The organism is Duganella phyllosphaerae (genome assembly GCF_001758785.1).
GTDB classification, from domain to species: Bacteria; Pseudomonadota; Gammaproteobacteria; order Burkholderiales; family Burkholderiaceae_D; genus Rugamonas; species Rugamonas phyllosphaerae.
In genome coordinates, this window is sequence record NZ_LROM01000087.1 from 164,760 (window position 1) to 182,469 (window position 17,710).

General features: G+C 65.4%; 18 protein-coding genes. 11 read left to right on the plus strand and 7 right to left on the minus strand.

Going from position 1 to position 17,710, the window contains the following annotated elements; all coding sequences use genetic code 11:
* Positions 1-66 precede the first annotated feature (66 nt).
* The 4 genes from DUPY_RS13690 to pdeM all read left to right on the plus strand — a co-directional run bounded on the left by DUPY_RS13690 (position 67) and on the right by pdeM (position 6,233).
* A complete protein-coding gene (locus DUPY_RS13690) occupies positions 67-1,191 on the plus strand; it encodes a ligase-associated DNA damage response exonuclease (protein ID WP_070248896.1) in 1,125 nt (374 codons plus the stop codon).
* Positions 1,184-2,824 carry an ATP-dependent DNA ligase gene (locus DUPY_RS13695; protein WP_070248898.1) on the plus strand — a complete coding sequence of 547 codons (1,641 nt, stop codon included), beginning with the start codon at positions 1,184-1,186 and terminating at the stop codon, positions 2,822-2,824. Before DUPY_RS13690 ends, DUPY_RS13695 begins: the two co-directional genes overlap by 8 nt.
* A gap of 236 nt (positions 2,825-3,060) precedes the next feature.
* The gene (locus DUPY_RS13700) at positions 3,061-5,541 is read left to right on the plus strand and encodes a ligase-associated DNA damage response DEXH box helicase (protein WP_070248946.1); all 2,481 of its coding nucleotides are present in this window, start codon (positions 3,061-3,063) and stop codon (positions 5,539-5,541) included.
* Positions 5,538-6,233 carry a ligase-associated DNA damage response endonuclease PdeM gene (gene pdeM, locus DUPY_RS13705; RefSeq protein WP_070248900.1) on the plus strand — a complete coding sequence of 232 codons (696 nt, stop codon included), beginning with the start codon at positions 5,538-5,540 and terminating at the stop codon, positions 6,231-6,233. Before DUPY_RS13700 ends, pdeM begins: the two co-directional genes overlap by 4 nt.
* 29 nt (positions 6,234-6,262) lie before the next feature.
* Here the strand turns inward: pdeM and DUPY_RS13710 are convergent, their stop codons facing one another.
* Complete coding sequence (locus tag DUPY_RS13710; RefSeq protein ID WP_070248902.1) at positions 6,263-6,760, minus strand: pyridoxamine 5'-phosphate oxidase family protein; 498 nt, start codon at positions 6,758-6,760, stop codon at positions 6,263-6,265.
* 186 nt (positions 6,761-6,946) lie between these two features.
* Between DUPY_RS13710 and DUPY_RS13715 the strand changes: the two genes are divergently transcribed.
* Genes DUPY_RS13715 through DUPY_RS13735 form a run of 5 tightly spaced genes read left to right on the plus strand, consistent with a single transcriptional unit; the run spans position 6,947 to position 11,375 of the window.
* Positions 6,947-7,603: a PepSY-associated TM helix domain-containing protein gene (locus tag DUPY_RS13715; RefSeq protein WP_070248904.1), complete on the plus strand. Its 657-nt coding sequence runs from the start codon at positions 6,947-6,949 to the stop codon at positions 7,601-7,603.
* Positions 7,604-7,627: 24 nt separating this feature from the next.
* Complete coding sequence (locus DUPY_RS13720; protein ID WP_070248906.1) at positions 7,628-8,143, plus strand: DUF2271 domain-containing protein; 516 nt, start codon at positions 7,628-7,630, stop codon at positions 8,141-8,143.
* Between the two features lie 12 nt (positions 8,144-8,155).
* On the plus strand, positions 8,156-8,980 hold the full coding sequence (locus DUPY_RS13725) for a DUF4198 domain-containing protein (protein ID WP_070248908.1): 825 nt from the start codon (positions 8,156-8,158) through the stop codon (positions 8,978-8,980).
* A 5-nt stretch (positions 8,981-8,985) separates the two neighbouring features.
* Entirely contained in the window at positions 8,986-10,014 is a 1,029-nt protein-coding gene (locus DUPY_RS13730) for an FAD:protein FMN transferase (RefSeq protein ID WP_070248910.1), read from the plus strand.
* Positions 10,011-11,375, plus strand: a complete 1,365-nt coding sequence (locus DUPY_RS13735) for a sulfite reductase subunit alpha (protein WP_070248912.1) — start codon at positions 10,011-10,013, stop codon at positions 11,373-11,375. Before DUPY_RS13730 ends, DUPY_RS13735 begins: the two co-directional genes overlap by 4 nt.
* A gap of 75 nt (positions 11,376-11,450) precedes the next feature.
* Here the strand turns inward: DUPY_RS13735 and DUPY_RS13740 are convergent, their stop codons facing one another.
* From DUPY_RS13740 to DUPY_RS13765, 6 genes are all read right to left on the minus strand, one after another.
* Positions 11,451-12,806 carry a DUF2325 domain-containing protein gene (locus DUPY_RS13740; RefSeq protein ID WP_084640707.1) on the minus strand — a complete coding sequence of 452 codons (1,356 nt, stop codon included), beginning with the start codon at positions 12,804-12,806 and terminating at the stop codon, positions 11,451-11,453.
* Positions 12,807-12,821: 15 nt separating this feature from the next.
* Positions 12,822-13,160: a hypothetical protein gene (locus DUPY_RS13745; protein WP_070248914.1), complete on the minus strand. Its 339-nt coding sequence runs from the start codon at positions 13,158-13,160 to the stop codon at positions 12,822-12,824.
* A gap of 114 nt (positions 13,161-13,274) precedes the next feature.
* Complete coding sequence (gene hemP / locus DUPY_RS13750; protein ID WP_229255361.1) at positions 13,275-13,448, minus strand: hemin uptake protein HemP; 174 nt, start codon at positions 13,446-13,448, stop codon at positions 13,275-13,277.
* Positions 13,449-13,638: 190 nt separating this feature from the next.
* Positions 13,639-14,433 (minus strand): Crp/Fnr family transcriptional regulator, encoded by a 795-nt coding sequence (locus DUPY_RS13755; RefSeq protein WP_070248949.1) that lies wholly within the window; start codon positions 14,431-14,433, stop codon positions 13,639-13,641.
* A 253-nt stretch (positions 14,434-14,686) separates the two neighbouring features.
* Positions 14,687-15,331 carry a response regulator gene (locus DUPY_RS13760; RefSeq protein WP_070248918.1) on the minus strand — a complete coding sequence of 215 codons (645 nt, stop codon included), beginning with the start codon at positions 15,329-15,331 and terminating at the stop codon, positions 14,687-14,689.
* 89 nt (positions 15,332-15,420) lie between these two features.
* Positions 15,421-15,891: a universal stress protein gene (locus DUPY_RS13765; RefSeq protein ID WP_070248919.1), complete on the minus strand. Its 471-nt coding sequence runs from the start codon at positions 15,889-15,891 to the stop codon at positions 15,421-15,423.
* Between the two features lie 352 nt (positions 15,892-16,243).
* On the opposite strand from DUPY_RS13765, the gene DUPY_RS13770 reads away from it, so the two are divergent.
* Positions 16,244-17,095: a protein phosphatase CheZ gene (locus DUPY_RS13770; protein ID WP_070248921.1), complete on the plus strand. Its 852-nt coding sequence runs from the start codon at positions 16,244-16,246 to the stop codon at positions 17,093-17,095.
* Positions 17,095-17,710 (plus strand): Hpt domain-containing protein (locus tag DUPY_RS13775; protein WP_208600043.1); only part of this gene is annotated, 616 nt, incomplete at its 3' end. The genes DUPY_RS13770 and DUPY_RS13775, both read left to right, overlap by 1 nt.

The following is a 17,710-nucleotide window of genomic DNA, read 5'->3' on the forward strand; positions in this document are numbered from 1 at the left end:
ACAGACGGCAGCGGCGGGCGGCGACAGAATCGGGTCTTCCTGTTCTGAAAGCCGCGTATGTGTGCAATGACGTCCGACATGGTGGTGGTGCGCAAGGAAGGCCTGTACTGCGTGCCGGGCCAGTTCTATATCGATCCCTGGCGCCCGGTCGAGCGCGCCGTGATCACGCACGCCCATGGCGACCATGCGCGCGGCGGCCACCGCCACTACCTGGCCGCCGCGCCCGGTGTCGGCGTGCTCAAGTCGCGCCTGGGCGACATCCATATCGACGGCCTGGCCTACGGCGAGACCGTGGTGCACAACGGCGTCACCATCTCGCTGCACCCGGCCGGCCACGTGCTGGGTTCGGCACAAGTGCGCATGGCATACCGGGGCGAAGTGTGGGTGGCGTCGGGCGACTACAAGGTCGAGGCCGATAGCACCTGCACGCCATTCGAGCCGGTGCGCTGCGACACCTTCATCACCGAATCGACGTTCGGCCTGCCGATCTACCGCTGGCAGCCGCAGCAGGAGGTGTACGACGACATCAACGACTGGTGGCGCGCCAACGCCGCCCAGGGCCGCGCCAGCGTGATGCAGTGCTACAGCTTCGGCAAGGCCCAGCGCATCCTGAGCGGGCTGGAATCCGACATCGGCCCCATCGTCTGCCATGGCGCCGTGCAAACCCTCAATACCGTTTATCGCGATAGCGGCGTGTGGCTGCCGCCGACGGTGATGGTCGGCGACGTCGACAAGGAAGACCTCAAGCGCTGCCTGGTCATTGCGCCGCCGGCGGCGGCCGGCTCGCCTTGGGTCAAGCGCTTCGGCGATTTTTCCGACGCGTTTGCCAGCGGCTGGATGCAGTTGCGCGGCGCCCGTCGCCGGCGCGGCGTCGATCGCGGCTTCGTGCTGTCCGACCACGCCGACTGGCCGGGCCTGATGCAGGCGATTACCGCCACCGGCGCCGAACGGGTGATCGTCACGCACGGCTCGATCGCGGTGCTGGTGCGCTGGTTGCAGCAGCAAGGACTGCAGGCCAGCGGCTTCGATACCGAATACGGCGACGATGAGGCCGACGACGGTGTCGCCATCGCTGGCGGCGCCGCAGCCGCAACTGAAGCCGCAGCCGAGATGAGCGTGGCAACCGCAAACGCGGCGCCAGGCGGAGACGTGCCTGCGCCAGCGGCACCGGCGGGAGCGCCCCATGCGTGACTTCGCCCTGCTGTACGCGGAGCTGGACGAAACCACGTCCACCACGCGCAAGCTCAATGCGCTGCAACAGTATTTTCGCACCGCCGCGCCGGCCGACGCCGCCTGGGCCGTGTATTTTCTTGCTGGCGGCAAGCCGCGCCAGGCCGTGCCGACCAAGCTGCTGCGCCAGTTCGCCATCGAATACTCGGGACTGGACGACTGGCTGTTCGACGAGTGCTACCACGCCGTGGGCGACCTGGCCGAAACCATCGCCCACATCCTGCCGCCACCCACGCAACCGAGCGAAATCGGCCTGGCCGACTGGATCGAGCTGGGCATTGCACCGCTGCGTGGCGCCGATCCCGGCACCGTGCGCAGCGCGCTGCTGCTGTACTGGGACCAGCTCGATACGCGCGAACGCTTCCTGCTGACCAAGCTGATCGGCGGCGGCTTCCGCGTCGGCGTGTCGCGCCTGTTGGTCACGCGCGCGCTCAGCGCCATTGCCGGCCTGGACAGCAAACTGATCGCCCAGCGCCTGATGGGCTGGACCGATGGCAGCGTCAAGCCCACGGCGGCCGGCTTCCAGCAGCTGATCGCCGAGCATACCGAAGAGGAACATGCCCAGCGCGGCGGCCAGCCGTATCCGTTCTTCCTGGCCCACCAGCTCGACCGCGAGCCGGAGGCGCTGGGCGACCTGGCGCAGTGGCAGGTCGAGTGGAAGTACGATGGCATGCGCGCCCAGCTGGTCAGCCGCGACGGCCAGAACTGGCTGTGGTCGCGCGGTGAAGACCTGATCACCGAACGTTTCCCGGAGCTGGCCGTGCTGCGCCTGCCCGATGGCGTGGTGATCGACGGCGAAATCCTGGTCTGGCACGGCGGCGATGCCCCGGCGCCGTTTGCCGATCTGCAAAAACGCATGGGCCGCAAGCAGGTCTCGGCGCGACTCTTGGGTGAGTTGCCGGCCGTGCTGGTGGCGTACGACCTGCTCGAAGTCGAAGGGCGCGACCTGCGCACCTTGCCGCAGGCGCAGCGCCGCACCATGCTGGAAGAACTGGTGGCCACGCTGCAAGTGCAGCAGGGCGCGCCGCAGCTGCGCCTGGCGCCGGTGATCCGCGCCGACAGCTGGGAGCAACTGGCTGAAATCCGTACCGAATCGCGCCAGCGCGGCGTGGAGGGCATGATGCTCAAGGCCGCCAATGCCGAGTACGGCGTGGGACGCACCAAGAACGTCGGCACCTGGTGGAAGTGGAAGATCGACCCGTACAGCATCGACGCCGTGCTGATCTACGCCCAGGCCGGCCACGGCCGCCGCGCCTCGCTGTACACCGATTACACGTTTGCCGTGTGGGATGAAGCCGGGGAGGGCGGACGCAAGCTGGTGCCGTTCGCCAAGGCGTATTCGGGCCTGACCGATGCCGAGATCGCCAAGGTGGATCACGCGATCCGCCGCACCACCATCGAAAAATTCGGTCCGGTGCGCAGCGTCACGCCAAGCATGGTGTTCGAAATCGGTTTCGAAGGCATCGCCAGCTCGCCGCGCCACAAGTCCGGCATCGCCGTGCGCTTCCCGCGCATCCTGCGCCAGCGCACCGACAAGACCGTGGACCAGGCCGATACGCTCGATGCGCTGAAAAGCCTGCTGGTTGCCCCATGACCGCGCGCGCCCGTTCCACCAGCTTGCGGGCCCAGCTCGCCAGGCCGCGCCCCAAAGCGGCTGACGCAGCGCTCGACAGCCGAAACGCCTTGCCGGGCGCCGGGGCCGTGGCTGCGCCAGCGGACTGGAAGGCCGCTGGAGCGTTGGTCGCTGCCGGCGCCGATCATGCGGGCACGCCGCCCGGCGCGCCTGCCGTCGATGTCGCCGGCAATGCTGGAACCGGACCGGCACCCAAGATGTCCGCCAGGTCCGTTGGCAAAACTTCCGGCCCCTCGCCAACCCAGGCCAAAGCCTGGTTCGCCCAGCGCGGCTGGAAAGTCTTCCCCTTCCAGCGCGACGTCTGGAAGGCCGCCATGGCCGGCGAGTCGGGCCTGCTGCACGCCAGCACCGGCGCCGGCAAAACCTACGCGGTGTGGTTTGCCGCCTTGCAGCGCGCGGCTTTGCATAAGCGCCCGCGCGTGGGCCTCAAAGTAGTGTGGCTGACGCCGATGCGCGCGCTGGCCGCCGACACCCTGCGCGCCTTGCAGGAGTCGGCCACCGATCTGCTGCCGTCGTGGCAGATCGAAGCGCGCACCGGCGACACCGGCTCGGCCCAGCGCGCGCGCCAGAACAAGCGCCTGCCCGACACCCTGGTGACGACACCCGAGAGCCTGACCCTGATGCTGAGCAAGGCCGATGCCATCGCCCAGTTCGCGCAACTGGACATGGTGATCATCGACGAATGGCACGAACTGATGGGCAACAAGCGCGGTGTGCAGACCCAGCTGGCGCTGGCGCGATTGCGCCACTGGAATCCGCAACTGGTAGTGTGGGGCCTGTCGGCCACGCTGGGCAACCTGGAGCAGGCGCGGCAGGCCCTGATGCCCGGCGGCGTGGCGGTCGAGGGTCATGTCGCCAAGGATATCGTGGTCGATACCCTGATCCCCGAGCATCCGTCGCGGTTTCCGTGGGGCGGCCACCTGGGCCTGCAAATGCTGCCGCGCGTGGTCGAGGAAATCGAGCGCCACGCCACCACGCTGGTGTTTACCAATACCCGCTCGCAGGCCGAGCTGTGGTACCAGAACATGCTTGACGCCCGGCCCGACTGGGCCGGCCTGATCGCGCTGCATCACGGCTCGCTGGACAAGGAAGTACGCGACTGGGTGGAGCTGGGCCTGAAAAGCGGGCAATTGAAGGCCGTAATTTGCACCTCGAGCCTGGACCTGGGCGTGGACTTCCTGCCGGTGGAGCGGGTACTGCAAATCGGCAGCGCCAAGGGCATTGCCCGGCTGCTGCAACGGGCCGGGCGCAGCGGCCATGCGCCGGGCCGCGTCTCGCGCCTGACGCTGGTGCCCACCCAGAGCATGGAACTGCTGGAAGCGGCTGGCGCGCGCCAGGCCGTGGCCGCGCGCGATATCGAAGCGCGGCCGGTGCCGTACAAGCCGCTCGACGTGCTGGTGCAGCACCTGGTCACTATTGCCTTGGGTGGCGGCTTCCGCTCGGAAGAACTGCTGGCCGAGGTGCGCACCGCCTGGTCATACCGCGACCTCACCGACGAAGAGTGGCAGTGGGCGCTCGATTTTGTCGCACGTGGCGGCCAGACCCTGGCCGTGTATCCCGAATACCGGCGCGTGCTGCCCGACGACCACGGCGTGTACCGCGTGCCGGACGCTGCCATCGGTCGCCGCCACCGCATGGGCATCGGTACCATTGTGTCCGACTCGAGCCTGCAAGTGAAGTACGTCAGTGGCGGCCGGCTGGGCAGCGTGGAGGAATCGTTTATTTCGCGCCTGAAACAGGGCGACCACTTCCTGTTCGCCGGCCGCATCCTCGAATTCGTGCGCCTGCACGAGATGACCGCCTACGTGCGCCGCGCCACCGGCGCCCGTGGCGCGGTGCCGCGCTGGCAGGGCGGCAAGATGCCGATGTCGTCCGAGCTGGCCCACGCCGCGCTCGAACAGCTGCGCCTGGCCACCATCGAAGGCGCACAAAGCCTGGGCCCGGAAATGCAGGCGATTGCGCCGCTGCTGGCCACCCAGCAGAAATGGTCGGCGTTGCCCACGCCCGACACCACCGTGATCGAAACCATGCACAGCCGCGAAGGGCGGCACTTGTTCATGTTCCCGTTTGCGGGCCGCTCGGTGCACATCGGCTTGGCTTCGCTGATCGCCTGGCGCGTGGCGCGGGTGACGCCGGTGACGTTTTCAATCGCCGTCAACGATTACGGTTTCGAGTTGCTGGCCGCCCAGGAACTGGACTGGGCGGCGGTGCTCGATGTGGGCCATGGTTCGAAGGCCGGCCTGTTCGGCACCGACAACTTGCTCGAAGACGTGCTGGCCAGCCTGAACGCCACCGAATTGTCGCAGCGGCGCTTTCGCGAGATCGCCCGCATTGCCGGCCTGATCTTCCAGGGCTTTCCCGGCCAGCCCAAGAGCGCACGGCAGTTGCAGGCGTCGTCAGCGCTGTTCTTTTCCGTATTTCGCCAGCACGACGCCGGCAATTTGCTGCTGACCCAAGCGCAGCGCGAGGTGCTGGAGCAGGAGCTGGAGCTGACGCGCCTGCGCGCCACGTTGCAGGAGTTGCAGGCGCGCCACATCAGTTTTCATGCGACCAAGCGGGCCACGCCATTCGGCTTTGCGCTGATGGTGGAGCGCTTTCGCGAAAAGCTCACGACCGAAAAACTGTCGGACCGGGTGGCGCGCATGGTGCGCGAACTGGAAAAGGCGGCCGGACCATGAGCGCGCTGCCCGACAACCACGGCGCCCTGGCGATCGAACTGGCGGGTGAGCTGGTATGGCTGCTGCCGGAAAAGGCCTTGTTCTGGCCGCGTGAAAAAATGCTGGTGATTGCCGACATCCACTTCGGCAAGGCGGCGTCGTTCCGCGCGCTGGGGGTGCCGGTGCCGGCTGGTACCACGTCCGCCAACCTGGCTGCGCTGGACCGCCTGGTGGCGCGCCACGGTGCGCGCCAGGTGTTGTTTCTCGGAGACTTTTTGCATGCCAAGGCGGCGCACGCGGTATCGACCATGGCGGCCATGCAGCGCTGGCGCGCGCAGCAGCCGTCGCTGGCGCTCACGCTGGTGCGCGGCAACCACGACCTGCACGCGGGCGATCCGCCGCGGTGGCTGGCGATCGCCATGGCGGACGAGCCGATGCGCCTGGGGCCGTTCGCGTTTTGCCATCACCCGGACCTGCTGGCCACTGGCTACCTGATGGCCGGCCACGTCCATCCCGTGTACCGGCTGCGTTCGGGGTGGGAGTCGGTGCTGCTGCCGTGCTTCATGGCCGACGCCCAGCGCATCGTGCTGCCGGCCTTTGGTGCCTTTACCGGCGGCCACGCGGTGGTGCCCGCAGCGGACGAACGGCTGTTCGTCACCAGCGGCGACGCCGTGGTGGAGGTGCCGGCGGCGTCGCGCCGCGACGGCCGCTAGGCCGGCAAGTTATTAAAGACCAGTGTTGATTAAAGACAGATGGTGGTCGAGCGTCCCATGTGGATCGCCGACCGGCCGGTCAGCGCGGTCCTGGCCAGCTGCACCAGCTGCTTCATCTTGCTCGATCCCGCATCCCAGTACTCGGCCGACTGGATGCGCACCCGGATCAGGGCCAGGTGCGGATCATCCACGCCCTTGGGGAACCAGCTGCGCGCAGCCGGCGTCCACAGTTCGCGCGCCTTGGCCTGGTCCTTGACCAGGAAGGCCTGGCCGGCAATCGACAAATAGAGCTGGCGCTCGGGATCGGAGAAGCTGATATTGACGTCGGGATGCACAGGCAGGTCCAGCGTAAATGCGGCTTCGTCGCTGGCGAAGAACCAGAGATTGCCTTCGCTATCGATCTGCTGCGTGGTCAATGGCCGACTGGTGAGCATCTGGTCGGCGTCACAGGTGGTAAACATGCCAAAGCGCACGTCCTTGATCTTGGCAGCGATGGTCTGGATCTGGTCTTGCGAGTACAGCGGCATGATGCGCCTCCACAGAAAATACAGGGTTTATGCCCAAGCTTAGGCGGGATTGCCCGGCATTTCCGTTAGCGTACACACGCAACTTTACATAGTAGTTACATCGGGTTGATTGACATCCTAAATGATAATTATTATCATTTCTGTTTGTGTCCATCTTGGCACGTTAAATTTCCTGAAGGATTAGCCTTGAGTGCACCGCCCAACAGCAATGTTGCCCATGCTGCCCAAGCCAGCCGCGCTGTCTGGCTCAAGCACCTGCACCAGTGGCACTGGATCAGTTCGGCGTTGTGCCTGCTGGGCATGTTCCTGTTTTCTATCACCGGCATCACCCTCAACCACGCCTCGCAGATCGAAGCCAAGCCCACCATCACCCGGCTCGAGGCCACCGCGCCAGCCGCGCTGGTGACGCAGCTGCGCACCTATGCCGAGCAGCATGATGGCGCCAAGGAACCGCTGCCTGCCGCCGCCGAAGCGTGGCTCAAGGACACCTGGATGGTGCAGGCCGGTGGCCGCGTGGCCGAATGGTCGGCCGACGAGATCTATCTCGCCATGCCGCGTGCCGGCGGCGACGCCTGGGTACGCATCGAGCTCGAAGGTGGCGCGGCCGAGTACGAAAAGACCGACCGCGGCTGGATTTCCTGGCTCAACGACGTCCACAAGGGCCGCAACACGGGCACGGCCTGGAACTGGTTCATCGACATTTTTGCCGTCATGTGCCTGGTGTTTTGTATCACCGGTTTGCTGATCTTGAAATTCCACGCGGCCAAGCGGCCGTTCACCTGGCCGATGGTGGGCCTCGGTGTCCTGATTCCTGTCGTCATTGCTTTGCTGTTCATCCACTAACCGTAGTTAACCTCCAGGACTTCCATGAAATTACGTTATTCCATCGCCCTGAGTCTGCCACTGGCCAGCGCTTCTGCCATGGGCGCCGAGCTGGCCCTGAAAATCGATGTGCCGCAACTCAACGTCGCCGAATACCATCGCCCGTATATCGCCGCCTGGCTGGAAAACGCCGACCAGAAAGTGGTCACCAACCTGGCCGTCCTGTACGACACCGGCAAGAAAGACAACGCCGGCACCAAGTGGCTCAAGGACATGCGCCAGTGGTGGCGCAAGACCGGCCGCGATATCACCATGCCGCTCGACGGCGTCAGCGGCGCCACCAAGGCGCCCGGCGAAATTGCGTTGACCTTCCCGGCCGCCAAGGCAGGCCTGGACAAGCTGCCGGCCGGCCAGTACACGCTGTTCGTGGAAGCCTCGCGCGAAGCAGGTGGCCGCGAAGTGGTCAAAGTGCCGCTGCAATGGCCGCCGAAGTCGGCGCAAAAGGCCACCGGCCAGGGCAAGGAAGAACTGGGCGCGGTCGTGGTCCAACTGAAACCATAAGCGGATAATTCCATGAACAAATTCAACAAGACCCTGATTGCGCTGGCACTGGCCGGCGCAACGTTCTCCGCCCACGCCCACAAGCCGTGGCTGCTGCCCACGTCCACCATCGTCGAGAGCCGCGACAACTGGGTCACCATCGACGCCGCCATTTCCGAAGGCCTGTTCGATGTCGATCACGTGCCGCTCAAGCTCGACGGCATCACCATCACCGGCCCGGACGGTGGCAAGGTGGACATGCAGAACGTCGCCAACGGCAAGCTGCGCAACAGTTTTGATCTCAAGCTGCCAAAGCCGGGCACCTATAAAATTGCGCTGGTGTCGCAAAACGTCTTCGCCAGCTACAAGGACAAGGCCGGCGAAATGAAACGCTTCCGTGGCAACGAAGAGACCTTCGCCAAGGACGTGCCGGCCGACGCTGCCGACCTCAAGGTATCGCGCACCCAGAGCCGCCTGGAGACGTTCGTCACCACAGGCGAACCCGACATGGCGGTGTTCAAGCCGACCGGCGTGGGCCTGGAACTGGTGCCGGTCACCCACCCGAACGACCTGCGCGCGGGCGAAAAAGCTACCTGGCGCTTCCTGCTCGACGGCAAACCGGCCGCCAACCAGGGCGTGAGCCTGATCCCGGGCGGCGTGCGCTATCGCGGCACGCTGGGCGAAATCCGCAAGAACACCGACGCCAACGGCGAGTTGTCGTTCGAGCTGCCGGCCGCCGGCATGTACATGGTGAGCAGCAGCTGGCCGGCAGCCACGCCCTCCAAGCCGGGGCAGCCGCCGCAAATGCCTGCGCGTCGCGCGAGCTACGCCGCCACCATCGAAATCCTGCCGGAATAAGGGTGATGCGCCGGGTTATCCTGCCTCATCATATTTCCGAGGATCCGGCGCCTGCTGGTGGCGTGCTCCGCGATTTCGCGGGGTTGAGCATGGGCACCAGCTGGTCGGTGCGGCTGGTGGCCGCGCCGGCCCTGGTCACGTCCCATCTGCAACAGGGGCTGCAACAGCAGCTCGATGCCGTGGTGGCTGAAATGAGCCACTGGGAAACCGATTCCGATCTCGGGCGCTACAATCGCGCCCCGGCGGGCAGCTGGCAAGCGTTGCCGCCCGCCTTTTTCGACGTGCTGTCGTTCGCACTGGACGTGGCGCGCGCCAGCGGCGGCGCCTGCGACCCGTGTGCCGGCACGCTGGTCAACCTGTGGGGCTTCGGCCCGCACGGCAGGTTCGACCAACCCGACTTTATTGCACCGACGCCCGGCGCGATTGCCGCCGCGCGCGCCGACCTGGCCGCCGCGCGCCAGCACATGGTGCTCGAGCCTGCCCCTGCGCGGCGCGCCTTGCAGCCAGGCGGCATCGAGCTCGACCTCTCGGCCGTGGCCAAGGGCTATGGCGTCGATCGGCTGGCCTACTACCTGAAAAGCCAGGGCATTGCGCACTTCGTGGTGGAAGTGGGCGGCGAGTTGCGCGGCGCCGGCGTCAAGCCCGACGGCCAGCCGTGGTGGGTGGCGCTGGAACAGGTAGACCCCGGCAGCGACGACCAGCTGGTGCTGGCGCTGCACGGCCTGGCCGTGGCCACGTCCGGCGACTACCGCCGCTACTTCGAGCGCGATGGCGTGCGCTACGCCCACACCATCGATCCGCGCAGCGGCATGCCGATCGCCAACGGGCTGGCCTCGGTGACGGTGATCCACGCGCAATGCATGGCCGCTGACGCCTGGTCCACCGCGCTGACGGTGCTGGGCCGGGTGGACGGGCTGGCGCTGGCCGAACGCCAGGGGCTGGCCGCGCGCTTCGTCGAACGCACGGTGGACCACGGCCATGTCACTTACAACGAATACCTGAGCACCCATTTACGCGGCATGCTGGACGAATGATCTGGACCAATGACCCCAACCGATTGATGCTGGTGGCCGCCTCGGCCGCCGCCTATGGCCTGGTGTGCCTGCTGCCGTACTTGCGCGCGCGCCGCAAGCGCCTGGCCGCCGTCCGCAGCAAGGCCGAGACCGAAGCCGCAACTTCTCCCGGCTGGATCGTGGCCTACGCCAGCCAGACCGGCAACGCCGAGGAACTGGCCAGCCAGACCGTGGCGACCTTGCGCCTGGCCGGCATTCCGGCGCAACTGAGCGAATTGTCCGACCTGCATGCCGAAGATTTGCAGCGCGCCGAGCGTGTGCTGTTTTTGGTCAGCACCTACGGCGAGGGCGATGCGCCCGACGCAGGCGCCGCCTTTGCCGGGCGGCTGATGACCACGCAGCTGCCATTGCCGCAACTGCACTACGCGGTGCTGGCACTGGGCGACAGCGCCTACCAGCAGTTTTGCGGATTCGGCCGCGCGCTCGACGGCTGGCTGCAGGCGCAGGGCGCGCACAGCCTGTTTCCGCGCATCGATGTCGATCGTAGCGCCGATGCGGCCATCGGCCAGTGGCGCCAGCAACTGAGCCACCTGGCCGGCACCAGCGATGCGCCCGACTGGAGCGCGCCAGCGTACCAGGCGTGGACCCTGTCGGCGCGCCGCCTGCTCAACCCGGGCAGCGCCGGCGCCCCGGTGTACCACCTGGAACTGGCGCCGCCCGGGCCGTTGCCAGACTGGCAGTCGGGCGACCTGGTGCAGATATCGGCCCCGTCCGAAGCCGACCGCCCGCGCGAATACTCGATCGCTTCGATCCCGGCCGATGGCCGTGCGCATTTGCTGGTGCGCCTGCACAGCCATGCTGACGGCAGCCACGGCGTGGCGTCGGGCTGGCTCACGCAGCAGGCGCAAGTGGGCCAGATGGTGTCGCTGCGGCTGCGCGCGCACCGCCGCTTCCGCCTGGAAGACAACGCTGGCCGCCGCCTGATCCTGGTCGGCAACGGCAGCGGCATCGCCGGCCTGCGTGGCCATCTACGTGCGCGCGCCCAGGCCGAGCAGGGCGGCAACTGGCTGTTGTTTGGCGAGCGCAATAGCGCGCATGACTTCCACTATCGTGAAGAACTGCAGGCGCTGCGCCAGGCCGGCCTGCTCGAGTTCGACATGGCCTGGTCGCGCGACGGTGGCGCCGCGCGCTACGTGCAAGACCTGCTGCCGGCGCACGCCGACAAGCTGCGCAGCTGGGTGGCCGATGGCGCGGCGATCTATGTCTGCGGCAGCCTCGACGGCATGGCCGCCGGCGTCGATGCCGCGCTGGCCAACGTCCTGGGCCACGCCGCGCTCGATGCCCTGGCCGCGGCGGGCCGTTACCGGCGCGACGTGTACTGACTGCGTACCGCAATTCGCGCAACGCAAAAAAGCCACCGGCGCACAAACGCCGGTGGCTTTTTTCCATGTTATGGATCAGTCCGCCCCAGCCTGTTCCAGCCCGCGCGCCAGGCTCGAGATGCTGGGGTTGTCGATGAATACGCAACGTTTGCCGTTGCGCTTGCAATAGTCCTTGACCCGCCAGTAAGCGCTGTGGCTGATGCAGCCGGTCTGGCAGATCACCAGGTCGGCGGCGGCCAGACTGGCGTCGAGCCGGTTGGCATTGTCTTCCAGGCCGCCGTCGTGGTGCGAGAACTGCGCGCCTTCGCGCTCGATCAGCTCGCGGTAGGTGGCGACGTTGCCGCTGCGCCCACCCACGCACAACACCGCGCGTTCGCTCAGGCGCAGCGGCATCTTCATGACGTGTTCGACCACTTGCCGGGTTTCTTCCTGGATCGGCATGGCCGGCGCTTCCACCGCGCGCGCCAGTTCCAGTTTCAGCTCGGCGATCTGCTGGCGCATGGCGCGTTCGCGCTCGTCCATCTGCTGCAGGCGCTCGGCCAGCTTGGCGCGGGTTTCCAGTCCGGGGATCGACTCGCGCAGTTGTTCGAGCTCGGTGCGCAGCGAATCGACCAGGCTGTCCTTGCCCACCACTTGCGCGCGCAGCTGCATCAGCTGTGCTGCGTGTTTCTCGGCGTCGGCGCTCTTTTCCGCCAGCAGGGCGGCGGCGCGCTGCTGCGACTTGGCCAGTTCCTGCGCCAGGCGGGTGTTGTCCTGCAAGGCGGCGTTGAACCTGGTGATGTCGGCGCGCACGCAGGCGCCGGCCTGGTGCTGCACCATGTGCAGGTCGCGGCACATCTGTTCTTCCACCTCGGGGCTGCAACGCGGGTGGGTGAGGCCAGCCCAGAAAGCGCCGGCCACGTCGCCAGCCGCGACGGCGGCGCGCCACAGGTCGGCCACCTGTTCGGTGGTCTTGGCGGCGCGGAAGCGCAACAGCACCGGGGCGTAACGGCGTTCCAGTTCCTTTTGCAGCGCCTCGGACAGGCGGTTGCGGGTGGCACACTCGGTGACCGCGCCGACGTGCACTTCGTAGTCGTCGGCCAGCACCTTGCCGTTGGTGACCTTATCGACCAGCTTGCGCAGCACGCCGAGCGGGAAACCGACTCCGACCAGCGGGCAATGGCAGGCGTGGCCCAGTTCCCACAGGCGCCGGCGGCGCGAGGCCTGGGCCTCGTGCGCCTCGGCGTTGGCGCTGGCGACGTTGTGGATCACCGGTCTTACCGGGTGCAGCACCTGCTGTGCTTGCTGCGTCGGCTCGGACTGCGGACCGGGCCGGCTTGATACCGGCCCGCCTGCCGGCGTTGCGTTAGCGGTGGCAGTAACCGCGCGGCCAGCCATTTGCGGCATGGCGGCGGCAATAATCGCCGCCAGGGGATCGTGTTTCTCGCACATGTGATGAGCTCCGCGTCAGGCCGTGGCGGGCGTGTTGCGGGCACGCGCCATGATGCGGCTGAGGAAATTGGTCTTGTCCTGCTCCTGCAGGTTGCGCTCGACCACCGTGGCCCACTGCTCGTGCAGTTGCTGGCAGGTGGCGCGCAGCACCGGCGCCAGGTCGGGCAGGCTGGCCAGCGCCTTCAGGTGGCGCTCGATCACCGACGCCAGCTTGATGCAACCGCCGTCATGGTCGTTGCCGGCCGTGTAATGCGACATCAGGTGCAGCACTGCCGAAAGCATCAGCTCGGGGTGATGGCCGCCTTGCGACGGCGCGAGGAAAATCGGGTTGCTACGGTCTAGGTGGATGGCCATCAAACGCTCCTGGGTCGAAAAAGAGAGTTCAGCTGGCTATGCAGGTTGGCTGGCAAACTCGAAGGGGAGAGTGGGCGCGCGGGGCAGCGCGCCCGGTTTCACGCACAGTGAAGTTTAAGCAGTCAGGATCAGCTTGTTGAGCTGGGTGACGCGCAGGCGGTAGACGCGGCCCGCATGTTCGATTTCGAGTTCGCGGCCGCCCTCCATCAGCCCGGCGCTGCTGATGCGCTTGATTGGCGAGACAGCCGAAACCACCGACACGACGGCGGGAGCGGGACGGACATTCATGACAGGTTGCGTCATAGGCAGGGCGGTAGGCATCGTCATTTCTCCTTTAAATAAGAATGATTCGTATTTGCATTCATTATTGTGGAAGGCGCGATGGAATGCAAGCGGTTTTTTTAGCGGAAAGGCAAAAAAAAGCCCGGCACTGAAGGCCGGGCACAAGGCTGGGTTAGAGCACGGTACTTACTACATGTCAGAGGGCGGCCAGCAGCTGCGCCGGGGTGGCTGCTTCGTTCTTGCTCCTGGCTGCCGCCAGTTGCTTGGCGCGGGTGCGCGAGGGTGGCAGGCGACGCAGGGTTTTCAGTGCTTCGGCATCCTTGATGCCGATGGTGCGCTGGTCTACGCTGATCAGGCCGATTTCGTTGAAGGCCGACAGCGTGCGGCTGACGGTTTCCAGCGTGAGGCCCAGGTAGCTGCCGATCTCGTGGCGGGTCATGCGCAGGTTGAACAGCTTGGCCGAATAACCCATCTGGGCGAAGCGGTCGGCCAGCGTGACCAGGAAGCGCGCCACGCGGGCCTCGGCAGACAGGGCGCCCAGCATGCCGATCATGGCCTGCTCACGGACCAGTTCGCGGCTCATGACGCCGTACATCATGTTTTCCAGTTCCAGGTGCACGCGGCCCAGCGCCGTGAGTTTTTTGAACGGCAGCAGGGTCAGGTCGCAATCGGACAGCGCCACCGCTTCCGACGAGTAATGGCGGGTGTGAATGCCATCGACGCCGAGCATGTCGCCCTTCATCGGAAAGCTCAGCACCTGCTCGTTGCCGAATTCGTCGATGAGCACGGTTTTCAGGAAACCGGAATTGACGATGTACAGGGTGTCGAACGGTTGGCCGATGGTGTGGATGCGCTGGCCGGTTTTGAACTGCACGTGCTGGAACAGCAACTCCTCGGTGGTGACCGACACTGCCGACGGAATGTGCAGCAGATCGCACACTTCCTTGAGGTTGGACCAAAGGTCCCCCTGACGCTGGCGGCCGGCTTCCATCGACGACGATTGCAGGGTCGTCGTGACCGGGCGAATTTCAGACGCTTGCGTTGACAGCATGGTGAGCTCCTGTGTGCACGTTACAGTTCGAATCAATGGAGGGATGCCGCCCGGTGCCTTACTTGGTGCCGTGCAACATGAACAGTGATTTCAGTATGCCAACAGGGGCCGGGGCTGGATATCAGCAATGGCTGAATCTGACGGTAGGAGCGTGCGCAGGTTTGTAGGATAAATCCTACCAGAAGGGCGAGGTTCAGGTTTTGAACGGCGACAGCAGGCGATGCGCTACGGCATATTGAACCATTTCGGACAGCGAACTCATCCCCATTTTCTGCATGATGCGGGTTTTATGGGTGCTGACAGTCTTCACGCTCAGGTGCAGGCCGTTGGCGATTTCGGTGATCGACTTGCCAGCGACGAGCAGCGAAAAGACCTCGAATTCGCGGTCGGACAGCTGTTTATGCAACAGGCTTTCGTTGGGCATCATGATATTGAGCGCCAGTTGCTCGGCCACCTCGGTGCTGATGTAGGGCCGGCCCGAGGCCACCTTGCGGATCGCGCCGACCAGCTGGGTGCCGGCGCTTTCCTTGGTCAGATAGCCCTGGGCGCCGGCGCGGATGGCCCGCACCGCGTATTGCTCTTCCTCGTGCATGGTCAGTATGAGAATGGCCAGCTTGGGCGCCTCGGCCTTGATCTGGCGTATCAGGTCGACCCCGCTGCGCCCTGGCATCGACAGATCGAGCATCAGCAGGTCGAAGCCGCCCTGGCGCACGTGGCTCAGCACTTCGAAGCCATCGATGGCCTCGCCGACGATGTCGATGTCGGGCGCGCCGTCGAGGATGCGCTTGAGCCCTTCGCGCATGATGGTGTGGTCGTCTGCGATAACTATTCTGATCATCGGGGTCGCTTGCGTGCGAAGGTGAATAGAGCAACAGTATTGCGATTGAATTAATCTTGTGATGCTACTACAAATAGTTACCGTACAGCCTAATTTTTGTACTCGGGTTCGGCGATCAGGCGGTGCACGAGCACGGGAATGCGTGATTGCGACAACACCTTGTTGGTCACACTACCGAGCAGCAACTGGCCCCAGCCGCTGCGCCCGTGCGAACCGATAAAGATCAGGTCGCAACCGTGCTTGACACCGGCGGCGACGATCTCGGTGGCCGCGCTTTCGGCAAACGTGGTGAGGGCGGTACAGCGGATGTTGCGTTGCAAACACGCTTGCACCACGTCGCGCGTGTGCTCGTCGCCAGCACGCAGCAGGGCGGCGCGGTATTCCTCCTCACTGGGATAGCTGGGCGGAATGATTTCAACGTAGATCGGGTACTGGTAGGCGGGCGCCACGAACAGGACCAATACCTCCGCGCCAAGCTGCTCGGCAAACGTCACGCCGGCGCAGGCGGTCTTGCTGGAGACGGAAGAACCGTCGGTTGTGATCAGGATTTTTCGGTACATGGCGGGCTCCCGGAAAGATAAGGCACGCGTTTCATTGTAGACGCGATTTACATTATTGCTAGTATGCAAAGAGTTGATGTTTGTCAAACATAACCACTTTGCCGGGCAAAAAGGTGTTGGCTGCCGCTGCTTTTTTTGCACACGAGCATTAGTTTTGTGTCCCAAGCTGTAGGTTGGGCTGACATCCGGTGATAGTATCTCCAAATACAACGGAATGTGACGCCGTGCCGGTAATGATCGGTGGCTTGTTTGGCACATCCGGCGCGGCCCTGCTACACTCGCGATAGTGTTTTATTGCCGTGCATCATCATCGTGGGGCAGCAATTTTACAAATTATGGAGAAGCACGGATTATGACCAACGCCGCTGACGATTTCGACGCCTTATTTGAAGAAGTGTCCGCCCAAAGCAAGAATGCCGCGCCAGCTCCAGCGCCGGCCCCCGCACCAGCACCGGCAGCAGCCGAAGACGACCTGGAAAGCCTGTTCGACCAGGTGTCCTCTGGTGCTGCAGTGAGCGCTCCTGCGCCGTCGCCGGCTCCTGTCGCTGTGGCCGCCGGACCTGCTGCCGCTGCCGAAGGCGGCGAGGGCGCCGAAGGCGATGGCACCGACAAGCCGATGTTCGAACGCCTGGGCGGCATCGTGCGCCTGCTGCACGACTCGCTGCGCGAGCTGGGCTACGACAAGGCGCTGACCGAAGCGTCGTCGCAGATCAACGACGCCCAGGACCGCCTCGAATACGTCGCCTCGCTGACCGAGCAGGCCGCCAACAAGGTGCTCAACACGCTCGACGAAGCCATGCCCGACCAGGACACGCTGTCGAAGCAATCGAAGGACATGGAAAACCGCTGGGCCGACCTGTTCGCAGGCAAGCTGAGCCTGGACCAGTTCAAGCAGCTGGCCGGCGACTCGCAGGCCTTCGCCGCTGCCGTCTCGGCCGCCACCGAAACCGAGAAGGCCCGCCTGCTCGAGATCATGATGGCCCAGGACTTCCAGGACATCACCGGCCAGCTGATCAAGAAAGTGGTGATTATCACCAAGACCGTCGAGGCCGAACTGGCGCAACTGCTGCGCGACAACGCACCGCCTGATGTGCGCGAGAAAATCGCCCAGAAGGAAGTAAACTTGATGACCGGTCCATCGACGCCTACCGTGGCGCTGAGCCAGGACAGCGTGGACGATCTGCTTGCCGATCTGGGGTTCTAATGGACGATATGCTCAAGGATTTCGTCGTCGAGGCGATGGATCTTGCGGTCAACGTGGAAGAGCACCTGCTGGCGCTCGAACGCGATCCTGACAACAAGGAAACCCTCAACGCGGTGTTCCGTTCCTTCCACACCATTAAAGGTGGCGCCGGTTTCATGGGCCTGCCGGCAATGGTGACGGCCTGTCACCTGACCGAAAACCTGTTCGATGCGCTGCGCACCGGCGCCGCGCCGGTGACGCCGCTGGCGATAGAAGCGGCGCTGCAAGCGTCCGGTTTCGTGGCCGACCAGCTGGCCGAACTGAACAACGGCGCTCAGCCGGACAGCCTGCCGGCCCTGCCGCAGGACCTGGAAAGCCTGCTCAACGACGCCATCGCCGGCAAGGCCAGCACGCCTGCTGCCGCACCTGTCGCTGCACCGGCTCCGGCGCCAGCCCCTGTCGCTGCTGCCCCGGTTGCCGCGGCCGCAGTTGCCGCCGCCACCACCGCCACCACCTCGCCCGACGGCCTGAACTGGGAAGCCATGTACGAAGCAGTGATGCCGGCCGGTAGTTATACCCGTCCGGCTACCGCCGCCGTGGCAGCCGCACCGGTCGCCGCCGTGGCAGCCGCACCTC